The sequence below is a fragment of the Streptomyces corchorusii genome (assembly GCF_001514055.1).
Taxonomy (GTDB): domain Bacteria; phylum Actinomycetota; class Actinomycetes; order Streptomycetales; family Streptomycetaceae; genus Streptomyces; species Streptomyces olivaceoviridis.
The window spans coordinates 96963-109884 of record NZ_KQ948373.1 but is presented as its reverse complement, the minus strand read 5'-3'; the positions used below and the strand labels follow the sequence as shown (position 1 = coordinate 109884).

General features: G+C 70.2%; 9 protein-coding genes and 1 pseudogene. 5 read left to right on the top strand and 5 right to left on the bottom strand.

The features are described from left to right. Positions 1-33 precede the first annotated feature (33 nt). From AQJ11_RS39670 to AQJ11_RS39655, 4 genes are read left to right on the top strand one after another with little or no spacing between them, the layout of a single operon-like run. A complete protein-coding gene (locus AQJ11_RS39670) occupies positions 34-405 on the top strand; it encodes a hypothetical protein (protein WP_014676346.1) in 372 nt (123 codons plus the stop codon). Between the two features lie 11 nt (positions 406-416). Then, complete coding sequence (locus AQJ11_RS39665) at positions 417-2000, top strand: hypothetical protein (RefSeq protein WP_059266616.1); 1584 nt, start codon at positions 417-419, stop codon at positions 1998-2000. Positions 2001-2022: 22 nt separating this feature from the next. Continuing rightward, positions 2023-2490, top strand: a complete 468-nt coding sequence (locus AQJ11_RS39660) for a protease inhibitor I42 family protein (protein ID WP_059266615.1) — start codon at positions 2023-2025, stop codon at positions 2488-2490. A 25-nt stretch (positions 2491-2515) separates the two neighbouring features. Beyond that, complete coding sequence (locus tag AQJ11_RS39655; protein WP_014676349.1) at positions 2516-2929, top strand: hypothetical protein; 414 nt, start codon at positions 2516-2518, stop codon at positions 2927-2929. A 39-nt stretch (positions 2930-2968) separates the two neighbouring features. On the opposite strand, the gene AQJ11_RS39650 is transcribed toward AQJ11_RS39655, so the two are convergent. Continuing rightward, positions 2969-3859, bottom strand: a complete 891-nt coding sequence (locus AQJ11_RS39650) for an aldo/keto reductase (protein ID WP_208616733.1) — start codon at positions 3857-3859, stop codon at positions 2969-2971. A gap of 413 nt (positions 3860-4272) precedes the next feature. Then, positions 4273-5367, bottom strand: coding sequence for a carboxylate-amine ligase (locus tag AQJ11_RS39645; RefSeq protein WP_058082927.1), 1095 nt, complete (start codon positions 5365-5367; stop codon positions 4273-4275). Between the two features lie 771 nt (positions 5368-6138). Here AQJ11_RS39645 and AQJ11_RS39640 point away from each other — a divergent pair. Next, positions 6139-7800 carry an N-6 DNA methylase gene (locus AQJ11_RS39640; RefSeq protein ID WP_059266640.1) on the top strand — a complete coding sequence of 554 codons (1662 nt, stop codon included), beginning with the start codon at positions 6139-6141 and terminating at the stop codon, positions 7798-7800. A gap of 26 nt (positions 7801-7826) precedes the next feature. On the opposite strand, the pseudogene AQJ11_RS39635 reads toward AQJ11_RS39640, so the two are convergent. The 3 genes and pseudogenes from AQJ11_RS39635 to AQJ11_RS39625 form a co-directional block, all read right to left on the bottom strand. Continuing rightward, positions 7827-9783, bottom strand: a pseudogene (locus AQJ11_RS39635) (UvrD-helicase domain-containing protein). A 40-nt stretch (positions 9784-9823) separates the two neighbouring features. Then, positions 9824-11035: an McrC family protein gene (locus AQJ11_RS39630; protein WP_059266613.1), complete on the bottom strand. Its 1212-nt coding sequence runs from the start codon at positions 11033-11035 to the stop codon at positions 9824-9826. After that, complete coding sequence (locus AQJ11_RS39625; protein WP_059266612.1) at positions 11032-12849, bottom strand: DUF4357 domain-containing protein; 1818 nt, start codon at positions 12847-12849, stop codon at positions 11032-11034. The genes AQJ11_RS39630 and AQJ11_RS39625 overlap by 4 nt, the downstream gene beginning before the upstream one ends. Between the last annotated feature and the right edge of the window lie 73 nt (positions 12850-12922).

Here is a 12922-nt window from a genome sequence, read left to right as displayed (position 1 = left end):
GGTCACGATCGAACGCGTACGGGGGAGGCGGCGGTGGGCTCGGACGGCTACCAGGTCAGGGCGGGCATGACCGGGCAGGCCCAGCAACTCGACGACGCCGGAACGGACATGGACGGCATCGGCTCGGCCGTGAAGTCCCGCACGAGTTACTCGTACGGCGAGGTCGGCGGCGAGGACGCCGCGTCGGCGCTGAACGCGTTCGTCACGGCCTGGGAGGCGGAGGCCAAGACACTGGCGTCGGCGCTGCACGAACTCGGCGGCAAGGTGCAGTTGGCCAAGAAGACGTACCACGGCACCGACAGCCTGGTGAAGACGCACGCGGACGGCGTCCCCGCCGGCGGCACGAGCGGTCTCGCCGGCACATCGACGCGGGGCGGGCGCACCTCGGTCCTGTCGAGCTACTGAGGAACGGGCCGGTGTCGTTCTTCTCCTCTCCTCTCGACTCCCCTTCCCTGCGCCTCACTTGGCTCGCGGGGCTGTCCAAGAAGATGCTCGGCGCCGGGAGCAAGAACGAGCTCCTCGACCTGATCGACGACGCCCTCTCGGTGCCCGAACCGGGCGGCGACCCGGCCGTGCTGGAGGGCCTGGCAAGCCTCTACCGCGGCCAGGTCGACCATGTCGGCAGCGTCTTCGACCAGGTCGACCGGGTGGGCCGCAAGGGCCTTCCGGAGGTGTGGGTCGGCGACACGAGCGTCCTCGCCTCCGACGTCGTGAAGGCCGCCGGGCGGTCCGTGAACCGGATGAGCGAGGCGTTCCAGGGCTGCGCGACGGTGCTGCTGACGCTGGCCGACGCGATCGGCGCCGCGCAGCGCAAGGACGAGCAGGGGCGCGGACAGTTGCTGGAGCAGAAGAAGACGCTCGGCGGCAAGGACGGCTTCTTCGACGACCTGCACGAGAACGACGAGGAGGAGTGGGACCGCAAGAACGCCGCCCACTTCGGCTCCTTCGCGGTCGACCTGATGCACGCCGCCGTGGCCGACGCCCAGGAGGCCACCCGCGTCGCGGCCCGGGACCTGAACAAGTGGGCCGCCGAGGCACGGGCCGGGAAGATGGAGACCAGCGAACTCACCGCCGTCGACAAGGTGATGCTCGCTGACACCGGCGTCGCGGGCGCCGACGCCGAACTGAACGAGATCCTCACGGCCGGCGACCTGGAGCGCGCGTCGGCGCGCATGGACCTGCTGAGCCTCGACGACGAGACGGCCATGGAGCGGATGCTGGCGAAGTCGGACAGCCCGCAGGAGCGGGCCTACCTGATGAAGGCCCTGGCCGCCGGGCACAGCGTCGCCGAGATCGAGACGTTCCAGAACAAGATCCACGGCAAGGACCCGGCCTGGCTGCGCCGGCACCTCACTCCGGTGGTCACCGCCTCGGACAGCATGGACGACGAGGGCCTGGCGCCGGACGGCTCGAACAACAACAAGGACTACGTCACGTTCGACGGCCAGCGCTGGGTCCAGGGCGGCGACGGCTCCGAGGGCACCTGCGTCGCCTCGTCCACCGTCACGTCCCGCGCCATGGTCGACCCCCTCTACGCGCTCGACCTCACCGGCGGCCCCGACGGGCAACAGGACGACCCCGACGCCTTCAGGCAGCGCCTGGTGGCCGAACAGCACCGGCTGCACACCGCGGGCGACGGCGGCGAGAACTGGGGCGGCATGGGGCCCGAGGGGCAGGAACGGATCAACGACACCACCGTCGGCAGCGCCACCGGCACCGACTACGAACGGCAGGACCTGAACAGCGCCGCCGACCGCAGGGCGGTCCTCACCGAGGTCGAGAAGTCGGTGGCGCGGGGACGGCCGGTGCCGGTCGACGTCTCGGGCAAGGAGGGCGCCCACGCGATGACCATCATCGCCCAGGAGGGTGACATGCTTCAGGTGTACAACCCCTGGGGCTCCACCACCTGGGTCAGCGAGGACGACTTCATCAACGGCCACATGGGCAAGGCTTCCAACAGTGATCTCCCCAACGCGTACAGCGTCTATCTCCCGCGGTAGCAGGGGCGGTGCCGCGATCGCGGTGGCCGCGCTCCTCGCTCTCGCCACGGGCTGCGGCTCGGGCACCGGCGAACCGGCCGACGGCTCCACGAGCACCACGGGCCGTCCGACCAGCCACCCGGTGCAGGACACCAGCATCACCGCCCGGCCGGGTGAGCGCTTCACGCTCACCGTCGACCAGAACGCCTCCACCCGCGAGTACTGGTACCTGGTCGACCCCGCGCCCGACAGCTCGGTGCTGGCCAGCCGAGGCCGTCACTACGCGGCCGACTCCGGCGACGAGCCGGCGGCCGGCGCCGGCGGCCGGCTCACCTTCACCTTCGAGGCGAAGGGCAAGGGCACCACCCAATTCACGCTGCTGCACTGCACGTTCACCACCTGCCAGGGCAACACCTCCACCCGGCCCCCCGGGACGACCGGCCCCTCCGCCTCCCCGACCACCCCCTCCCAGACCCCCCGGCGCATCACCTACACCGTCACCGTCCACTGAGGGACGGGACACCCGAGGCCCCGCCATGAACGACGACGCCCCGTACCCGCCGGACCGCACGGACGACGAGCTGGCCCGGCTCGACATCACCGTCCTGGTGCGGTACGGCCTCACCGCCGAGCCCGGCACCCGGCGCACCGCCCTGTTCGGCGACGGCGCCGCGGCTGCGGCCGTCCTCCTCGACCGCCTCGGCACCGAGCCGCGCTCGGTCGCCTTCCTCGCCGACACCGTGCGCGCCGGCGGACTCGCCCGCGCCGCGGAGCTGCCCGAGCCCCTGCCCCGCCCGGAGGCGGCCGTCCTCGTACGGGAGTGGCTGCGGGCCGGCGCCGAACTCGCGGGCGGGATCGCCGCCGACGACACCGCGGCCACCTGGCTGCACGCCGTCGCGACCGTCATCGAAGCGAAGCGGCTGACCCGGGCGCGGGGCCGGAGTGCGTGATCAGGCCGACCCGTCCGCGTCCGCCGGTGGCCGTGCCGATCACGCCTCGGGAATGGTGATCCCGAGGCTGAGGGGGTCCCGCTCGTCGGGGTCCGGTCCGTGGCGTACACCGGTGTCCAGAGCGTCGATGCGGGTGATCTCCCCGGCCGACAGTTCGAAGTCGAACACGTCGAAGTTCTCGGCGATGCGCGCGGGGTTGGTGGATTTCGGGATCGCCGAGCGCCCCTGTTGCAGGTGCCAGCGGAGCATGACCTGCGCCGGCGTCTTCCCGTGCGAGTCGGCGATCTCGCGCAGTACGGGGTCCGCGAGCGTGCTCCTGCGGTGCTCGCCCCAGCCTGGGTAGAACGTGATGCCGCCGATCGGCGACCACGCCTGGGTGAGGATGCCGTGCTCGGCGTCGGCCTCCTGCACCTGGGGCTGGGTGAAGTAGGGGTGCAGCTCGACCTGGTTCACGGCGGGCACGACGTCGGTGCGTTCCAGCAGCGGGGCCAGGTGCCAGGGCATGAAGTTGCTGACTCCGACGGACCGGACCAGCCCGTCGGACAGGAGTTTCTCCAGCGCCCGATAGGCGGCGATGGTCGCGTCGAACACCTTCGGAGCCGGCTGGTGGAGGATCAGCAGGTCGATCTGCTCCACGCCCAGCTTCCCGGCGGCCTTGTCGAAGGCGTGCAGGGTCTGCTCGTACCCGTAGTCGCTCACCCAGACCTTGGTCTCGATGAACACCTCCGAGCGGTCCAGCCCGGAGCGGCGGATGGCCTCGCCCACCTCCCGTTCGTTTCCGTACGCGGCAGCGGTGTCGATGTGCCGGTAGCCGGTCCGCAACGCGGTCTCGACCGCTTCGGCGGTCTCCTCGGGGGGTGACTGGAAGACGCCGAAGCCGAGGGCCGGCATCTCGACGCCGTTGTTCAAGGCGAGAGGAGGAATGGTCATGGCGACCACCGTAGGAAGTCCCGGCCCCGCGAGGGAGAGGAAGCCAGTACCCCCCTCGCGGGGAATAGCCGGGACGCCGAGCCGGCAGGTGGGTCGCGACGGCAGTCGGCTGCGTTGCTCGCCGTGCGGTCAGCGGTGCTTGACGCCGGTCCGGGCGGCGGGAGCGAGGGTGGGTCCGGTGACGGGGGCGTCGCCGAGGGCCCGGTGGACGGTCGCCAGCAGGTCGTCGGACAGGGTGACGCGGTGATCGAGGGGATCCGCAAGGGCTGCGGGCCCTGCCGCTCGGTGACGGGCGGGACCTGCTGCACGGCAGGTGGCTGGGGCACCTGGTGCATCCGCTGATGGTGCAGGTGCCGATCGGCGGCTGGTTGTCGGCGGCGGTACTGGACCTGTACCCCGGCGCTCCCGTGGTCTCAGGGCATGGTGCTCTGGGCGAGGATCAGGTCGGTGACGGCGGGCAGGCCGCCTTCGGCCAGCGCGGCGCGCTGCCGGTCCGCGCCGGTGCCGCTTTGCAGGAGCCGGTGGACCAGGGCCGTCACCTGCCGGTTGTCGCCCGACGCGTCCAGCGCGGAAGCGGCGTGGCGCAGCAGCTCGTACAGCATCTCGCCGGCCCGGCGTTGCCGGCCACCGGGGTCGACCAGGGTGCTGCTCAGTCCGTGGCGGGCCGCGTGCCACATGCTCGCCTGTAGCAGTTCCTGGTCGCAGTCGAGCGCGGGAGCGCCGACGGCGGTCTCCGCCAGCGCGGTCTCCACGAGCGCCCGTACCAGGCCCGTGAGCATCACCGCGTCGTCCGCGCGCAGCTGCACGTCCAGGCACCGCACCTCGATGGTGGGGTACCGGGCTGAGAGCCGGGCCTGCCAGTACAGCTGACCGGTGTCCGAGATCAGACCGCTGTCCAGCAGCTGCTGCACGCGCCGGTCGTGGTCGGCGATGTCGGCGAAGTGCGGGGGCATGCCGCTGACCGGCCAGCGGCTGAAGATCACGGTGCGCCAGCTGGCGAAGCCGGTGTCGTGACCGTCCCACAGCGGGGAGTTCGCGGACAGGGCGGTGAGGGCCGGCAGCCACACCCGGATCCGGTTCAGGACCTGCACGCCCGTCTCCCGGCTGGGCACACCGACGTGCACGTGCATGCCGTTGACCAGCTGCTCCGCCACGAGCTGGGGCGCCTGGGTGAGCATGGCCCGGTACCGGGCCCGGTCGGTGACGGCCACGGGGTGGCCGTGGCGCAGCGGGGGTGTGGCGCAGGCGGCGATCCGGCAGCCGTGCTCCTCGGCGGCGGCCCCGAGGGCGTGCCGCAGCCGCAGCAGGTGCCCGCCGACCTCCTCCAGCGTGCCGCACACCGGCGTGGCCACCTCGACCTGCGCCTGCAACAGCTCGCACTGCACCTCCCGGTCGGCCACGAGGTGCCCCAGGCCCGCGGCTGCTCGCACCTTGTCCCCCAGAGGGACGGGCAGACCCGTGACCGGGTCGAGCAGCAGGTACTCCTCTTCGACACCGATCGTCGTCATCGATCGCCTTCTGTTCCGCCCGACGGTGCTGCCGGGCTGGCTCCCGATGCGCCTGGCCGGTGCATCGCACGGCGAGGACTCGTCGGAGGAGCCACTCGCGTTGCCCGAGTGCCGCACCCACGCCGCGGTAAACCCTCACCCGCCGCCGAGCATCACATGACCCACTGCCGACGCCGGCCTGTCGCAGCCCTGTCCGGAGGCCGGCCGGCTTGGCGGCTCCCGGATCTGTGGGCTCTGCGTGAGTCCTCGAACACCCGGCGACAGCTGATCGAACCCGCGAAACGATGTAACCTCCGGAGAACGCCCTTGACCTGCAATAAGCGGGCAGGGAGCAGACAAACCGGGAGTTTCCTCGTGCTTCGAACCATGTTCAAGTCCAAGATCTAGCATCTGGACGCTTGTGCAGGTCAGGGCCCTGTTGGCTCGCCTCGGGTCAGCAAACGGTCAGCATGTGTCGCAGTCGAGTCTCCGCTTGCTGACCGCCCACCCGCTGCGTAGAAGCGGGTGTCTGATCACTGACTTGCGCTCGGAACGTTCGACACGTGGCCCGGCAGCTTGCCCGCGGCGTGGAGTCCTCCTTCAAGGCTTGCGACTGCGCCAAGCCGACCCGTTGCCCGAACCCGTACACGACTCGGGGCAGGGCGATCTCGGGAGGCAGTGCGAAGATCGACATCTAACCAGGGATTCCTTGGCAGCACATATGGATTTGTGTACACTGTCAACGCACTCTCTTGATTGATAGGGCCATAGGATCCGTGTACGGTGACGCGCATGGCAGACCATCCCGCCCCGCCAGTCGGTGGACCGCTTGTCACCGGCTCCGAGATCGCCCGGCTCGCTGGCGTCACACGTGCCGCAGTCTCCAACTGGAGACGGCGGTACGAGGACTTTCCCGCGCCCGCAGGCGGCGGTGTGAACAGTCCGCTGTTCGACCTGGCTGCGGTGCAGGCGTGGCTGGACAAGCAGCGCAAGGGCCAGGATGTCTCGGAGGAGGTGCAGCTGTGGCAGGCCCTGCGAGCGGCCTACGGCGACGAGATGATCGGTGGGCTCGCCGATGTCGCCCAGGTGTTCGCCGGTGTCGAGGGCGAGGCCCCGGAAGCTCTGCCAACGGATGCCGTTCGACTGGCGCGGAAGCTCGGCGACAGTGGATCACCCGGTGACGTGGTGAGCGCGCTTACCGAGCGCTTCACCGACTCAGTGCGCCGGGCCGGGTCCGACCAGGTCACATCGCCGCGCATCGTCCATGCGGTGCGGCACTTCGCCGGCGAAGTGCCCGCTGATGCCACCCTCTTCGATCCGGCGTGCGGTATCGGAACGCTCCTGCTGACTGTGGGACCCGAGCTCGGGCCGACGCGGTGTGGTCAGGAGGCTGACGCCCGCAGTGCTCGATTCGCGCAGTTGCGAGCCGATCTCACGGGACGCACCGGCGTCGACATCCTCACCGGAGATTCCCTGCGCGACGACCACTGGCCGGACCTCAAGGCCGATCTCGTCGTCTGCGATCCGCCCGTCGGTGCCACCGACTGGGGACGCGAGGATCTGCTCCTGGACCCCCGGTGGGAGCTAGGCACACCCTCGCGTGCCGAAGGCGAACTCGCCTGGCTGCAACACGCCTACGCGCACACCGCGCCGGGTGGCCGCGTCCTCATGGTCATGCCCGCCTCGGTCGCCTACCGCAAGGCCGGCCGCCGTATCCGGGCCGAGCTCGTGCGGCGCGGCATCCTCTCGGAGATCATCGCCCTCCCACCGGGGAGCGCTGCGTCGCACGCGCTTCCCGTACACCTCTGGCATCTGCGCCGCCCGCAATCCCCGGATGATGCCGTCGCCAGGGTGCGCATGGTCGACCTGACGGCGAACGATCCGGACGGTCCGCTGGAGCCAGGGCCCGACCAGACGGCGGAAGTACCCTTGATCGAACTGCTCGACGACGCCGTGGATCTCACTCCCGGCCGTCACGTCGAGGAGTCTCATCGCGACTACGCGACCGAGTACCGGGCTCTTCGGCGGGAGTGGGCCGAGCAGGTGCGGCTGCTGGCCGACCTGCTGCCGACCTTGATGGAGGGCGTTGGCCCCAGCGCCTTGGAGGGGCCCTCCGTCAGTGTCGCCGACCTCGCGCGTGCCGGTCTGGTCGAGTACGGCGATCCAGAGCCGGTCTCGGTGAGCGATCAGCTCGATACCGACTATCTCCAGGGTTTTCTGCGCAGCGCGGCCAACACCCGTCGGTCCACAAGCGCCAGCGGCACTTACCGGCTCGACGGCAAGGGCGTCCGCATCCCGCAGATGGACATCGCCGAACAGCGTCGGTACGGGGCAGCATTCCGCGCACTGCAGGAGTTTGAGGAGCGCGCGCGGAAGGTGGCCGAACTCAGCAAGCAGGCGGCGGCGCTGGCACGGGACGGGCTCGGCAACGGGGCGCTCGCGCCAGCAGATTGACGGGCAGTCACATCATGGGCTGTACGTCACTTCGCCTGCGGAACGAATGGACTGGCCGATCCGCTCCATGACACTGCCAGCGCCTCTCGCGCCCGTGTGCAGGCCACGAACAGCAGACAGCGCTCCCGGAGCAGGTCCGAGTCGTGTTGTAGCGCGTCCACGTACGCCGGAGTCACTTCGCGGGCGAAGGGGAGTGCGCTCGCCGTCGCTCCGAGGACGGCGACGCAGCGGAACTCCAGTCCCTTCATGGCGTGCATGGTCGCCAGGCGTACGCCCTCCGTATCCGGCCCCGGATTGTCTCTGACCCGGACCACCGGCACCCCGGCCGCAGCAAGCTTGTCGTACGCCTTGTCGAGCAGCACGTTGAAGCGGGCGCACACGCCGATCTCCGACGGCCGGATGCCTTGCGCGATCCAGCCCTCGACGCGCTCGACGAGCGCCGCGATCTCCGCCTGCTCCGAGGCGTACCCGTTCACGTGTGGTCTGCGCCCGTGCAGGAGCGACCGGTAACCCGCGAGGGTGTCGCTGCCCTCGCCACCCAGGTCGTCGACCGACACCGGGGTGAGGACGCCCGTCGACCAGGCGAGGATCTCCTCCGTACTGCGGTAGTTGATGCGCAGCCGGTGCGTGCGCCCGGCCACCGAGATGCCGAGCGAACCCAGTGAGACCTTCGAGTCGTAGATCCGCTGGTGCGGGTCGCCGGTGATGAACAGGTCGTCGCTGCCGGGCGCCACCGCGCCGCGCAGGACGCGCCACTGGGCCGGGTGCAGGTCCTGTGCCTCGTCGATCACGACGTGGTCGTGTGTGGGGGCGGAAGCGGCCAGGAGCTCGGCCGCGCGGGCGCACACCTTGAGGTGGGTCGTGGTCTTCTGGTCGCGCAGCATGGACTCGAACAGCTCGACGGCAGGCCACAGTTGCTCCCGCCTGGTCGGCGAGAGCGCGCTGCCGCGACCGCGCCGGGAGGCCGCGCGGTAGTCGTCCAGAGTGCGCAGATCCTGGGCGAGGACGACGTGGCGGTACTCCTGGGTCAGGAACTGCTCCGTCCAGGGTAGGCCGAGCTTCTTGACTACCCGCTGCCACACCTGCCGCTCCTCCCGGTCACCGATCGGGGAGGGCGTCCGGCCGTCGAGACGAGTCACGATGCCGTGCGCGTAGGCGTTGACCGTGGTCACCTCGACGCGGGTGAGCAGCGACTCGTCGTCGTCCAGGAGCACGGCAAGGTTCTCCCGCAATGACCCGGCCAGCGCGTTGGTGAACGTGGTGAGCAGCACGCGGGTGTCCGGGGAGCGGGTGAGCAGGTGCTTGACCCGGTGCAGTGCCGCGACCGTCTTGCCGGTCCCCGGTCCGCCGGTGACCTGAACCGGGCCGCCGTAGGAAGTCCGGTAGGCGACACGCCGCTGGGAGGGGTGCAGGAACACCCGCCAGGCCGTGAACGGCTTCTCCAGGATGTCGGCGAGTTCCTCCGGGCCGGTGACCAGGGTGATGCGGCTCTTGGTGTTGGCGATGACGACGGCCAGGCTCTCGTCCGGGTCGGGTCCCGCGTCGACGGGCCGTCGGACGGCGACCACGTCTCGGTACACCTCTTCGGGGCTGAAGCCCTCGGCGAGGTACTGCAGTACCTCACACTGGTCCTCCGGCAGCAGTGTCTCGAAGGCCCGCAGCTGCGCCTTGTCGACGATGGTCCGCACGGCCCTGAGTACCTGGTCGTCGATGCCGAGTTCGCGCAGGACGGTGTCCGAGTACCTCGCGAAGAGCAGCGCGTCGGCGGCCGCGGCGGCCTTCTCCAGGGCCGGGGTCAGCTGCTCGATCGCCTCGACGTTGCGGACCTCCAGCGCCCGGGTCGCGGAGTTCGTGGACCGCGTGCAGTTCGGGCACGGTGAGCTGCTGGAACTTCTGCATCGCCTTGCGCACACCGGCTTTGACGGGCCGTTCCAGGACGTCGTAGCTCTCCCAGAAGCTGTTGGCGAACGCGAGCTGCGGCATGAGGCGCACTCCCCACCCTGAACGGACACTCCGCAGTCGATCATACGCGCGGGGTGCTCACCAGCCGGTCGGCCACTCTCGCCACTTCCGCGAGCAGCCCTGAGGGTTCCTGGTCGAGGTCGAGGGCGTGCTGGTGGATGACGATGCCCGCGTGCCGGACCACGTGGGCCGCGTGTGGGGCGTTGCCCTTGGCGTACACCAGGTGACCTTCGCGCAGGCCGAGGGCGGTGCAGTAGGCCAGCATCTGGTAGAGGTCGGCGTCCGGAAAGCCGTCCCGCTTCTCGGCCTTGTACTTGGCGTCCATGACGGCGCACGGGGCGCCGTGCGGCCCGTAGAGCACGAAGTCGGGCTTCATGCGGATCGCGGACGCCTCGTCGAGGTGATGAGGATCCTGGAGCCGCGCCGAGTGCCCGAGGCCACGGCACGCCTCGCGCAGTGCCACCGTCACGAAGTCCTCGAAGAGCTTGTTCATGTCGAACAGGAAGCCGTCGACGCGCAGTTCACCGGCCGCGTGCTCGACGGAGGCGTTGTCCAGAACGACCCGGGCGAGGAGCAGGGCGTGCTGGTAGCGCGAGTTGAGCCGGCTCGGCTGCCAGGCAGGCAGCGGCTGACCCCGCACGATCACCGTGACCTCGGCCAGGCGGGCACGTTGGTGGAGCAACCCGCGACGCACGTCGTGGGGTACGCCGGGCAGTCGCAGGAGGCGCTCGACGGCGGCGCGCAGCAGTCGGTTCTCCGCGATGTCGGTGGTGAACTCGTCGTACTCCACCTCCACCGGCAGCGTCGCGCCGAACCGACGCCGTATCTGCTCGGCTTCCCGGATGCGGCCCCGGACGACCAGGGACGTCTCCTCGGTCGTCCGATAGCCCTGGAGGAGCCCCTGCCGCAGGGCACGGTCGATCTGCCGCTCGACGGCATGGGCGAGGGCGGGCAGCAGATCGCGGTGCCCGGTGACATCGACGTCCCCGTCCCGCCAACCGCCCTTCGGGTCGAGGCCGTACCCGAGGAGGAAGAAGAGACGGGCGATGGGGACCTTGGGGGTGACGCGTACGGTGATCGGCTCGTCGTCCCCCGGCACCGCGACCGCCACCGCGCCGACCTTGCTGCCGGCCCGCAGGGACCAGCGCCCAGGGACATACGGATCAGGAGCCGCGTCCACGATGTCCCCGGCCGCCAGTGCCCGCCCGACCGCGTCCGGCAGGGCGACGCCTGAGGCTGCCGCGTGCTCGACGAGTTCGACGACACGGGTCACCTCGACGACTCCCGCAGGGCGGCGAGCCCGTACCGCTTCTCGACGTCTACGCCTTCCCCGTAGTGGTACTCCTCCAGCAGGGGCAGGATCTTGGTCCGCCACGTCCGTTCGAGGCCGCCCTCCCGATAGACGCCCCGCTTCATCAGATACGAGGGCCCGATGCGGAAGTCGGCGTCGTCGATACGGGAGTTGAGCGCTTCGAGCAGGTCGGCCAGCTCGGCGTCGTGTCCCTCGCGGGTGAGCCAGCGGCGCAGCAGTCCGCTGGTCGGCTCGGTGCGCGGGGACAGTTCGACGAAGGCGAAGCGGCGGCGCATCGCCGCGTCGACGAGGGCGATCGACCGGTCGGCGGTGTTCATGGTGCCGATCACGAAGAGGTTGGGCGGTAGCGCGAAGTCGTCGCCGGAGTACGTCAGCCGGACGGACTTGTTGCGGTACTCCAGCAGGAAGTACAACTCGCCGAAGACCTTGGCCAGGTTGGCGCGGTTGATTTCGTCGATGATCAGGAAGTGCGGGATGTGCCGGTTGCCCTCGCGGGAGGCCAGATCGGCGAGTTCGCGCAGCGGGCCGGCGGTGAGCCGGAAGGCGACCTCGCGGGTCTGCGGATCCTCCTGCGGCCGGAAGCCCTCGAAGAAGTCCTCGTACGCGTACGACGGATGGAACTGCACGAGCTTGACCTGCTCGGGCCCGCCACCGAGGAACTCGGCGAGCTTCAGGGCGAGATATGTCTTACCGGTCCCGGGCGGGCCGTACAGCACCAACTGCCGTTCGTCCCACAGCAGATCACGCACTTCACGCAACCAGTCCGTGTCGTGTACGAGGAGCTCCTCGGCCAACTCGTCCGTGGGCTCGGGCAGCTCCAGCTCACGCCGGGCGGTGAGCGCGGGGACCTCCACGCTCGGGTCCCGATCGGCGGCCTCGGCCTCCTCGATCAGGTCCTCGTCGCTTATCCCCAGGCCGTCGATGAGGTCCTTCACCGCGGTCAGGTCGACGACGTCATGCTGCGCGGAAAGCTTCTGCTGGAGTGCCTCGGGCAGGCCCTCGTACGCGTGCCCGTCGTCCGCCCAGTCCACCGGTCGGCGCAGATCCGACCGGCCGTCCTCGGAAGCGAGCTGCTCGGCGTCGCCCGTGATCTTGCCGACGTACAGCCGACCGCCCGAGATGGTGCACATGGTGTCGCCGGGCTTCATCCGGGAGAGGAACATGTGCAGTTCCTCGACCAGCTGCACCTTCTGGTTGTACGTCGCGGTGGAGGCGTAGTCCTCCTCGACGGCGGTGCGCAGCCGGTCCTTGCTGACGCCCTGCTCGACACCTTGCCGCAGGTGGCGTGCGCGTAGGGTCACCAACCCCTCGGGCAGCCACAGGCGCCGGACGAGGTCGAGGCCCGAGACATTGGAGCCGCGTACCAGCCAGGCCCGGTTGGGCCCCCACCACACCTGGTCGAGATAGTCGGAGAGCGGATGGCCGTCGTCCGTCTTCCACTCCAGCCAGCCGTTGGCACTGCGACCGACCAGGATCTCGGCGGCGGCCGACGGCGAGTTGCACTCGACGTCCCGCGTCGTCTCCAGCCAGCCGGGCCACTTGGCCGATTCGGTGAGGACCCCTTCGTCGATCAGCCGCTGCCTCAGCCGGTACGACGACGGCATGCGCACGGGGAACGACGGCACCACCTCGGACCGGCCGGGAGAACCGGCCAGGACGACGAACTTCTGACTCCCGTTCGTCCCCTTCTCGGTCAGCAGCCGTCCCCGGGCCTCGGGGCCGCCGTTGGGCAGCCGGAGCCGGAAATCCGGGTACTGGGGGCCGTCGTCGGCCATGGGTTCCCCCTTGCACAGCTGGTGTGATCTCGATTGCAGCGTACGGGCCGGCACTGACAGCCCCGCAGGAAAG

Coding starts and splice junctions, on each gene's coding strand:
- AQJ11_RS39645 (WP_058082927.1), bottom strand. CDS start 5,367: ATGACGACGATCGGTGTCGAAGAGGAGTACCTGCTGCTCGACCCGGTC.
- AQJ11_RS39655 (WP_014676349.1), top strand. CDS start 2,516: ATGAACGACGACGCCCCGTACCCGCCGGACCGCACGGACGACGAGCTG.
- AQJ11_RS39625 (WP_059266612.1), bottom strand. CDS start 12,849: ATGGCCGACGACGGCCCCCAGTACCCGGATTTCCGGCTCCGGCTGCCC.
- AQJ11_RS39650 (WP_208616733.1), bottom strand. CDS start 3,859: ATGACCATTCCTCCTCTCGCCTTGAACAACGGCGTCGAGATGCCGGCC.
- AQJ11_RS39640 (WP_059266640.1), top strand. CDS start 6,139: ATGGCAGACCATCCCGCCCCGCCAGTCGGTGGACCGCTTGTCACCGGC.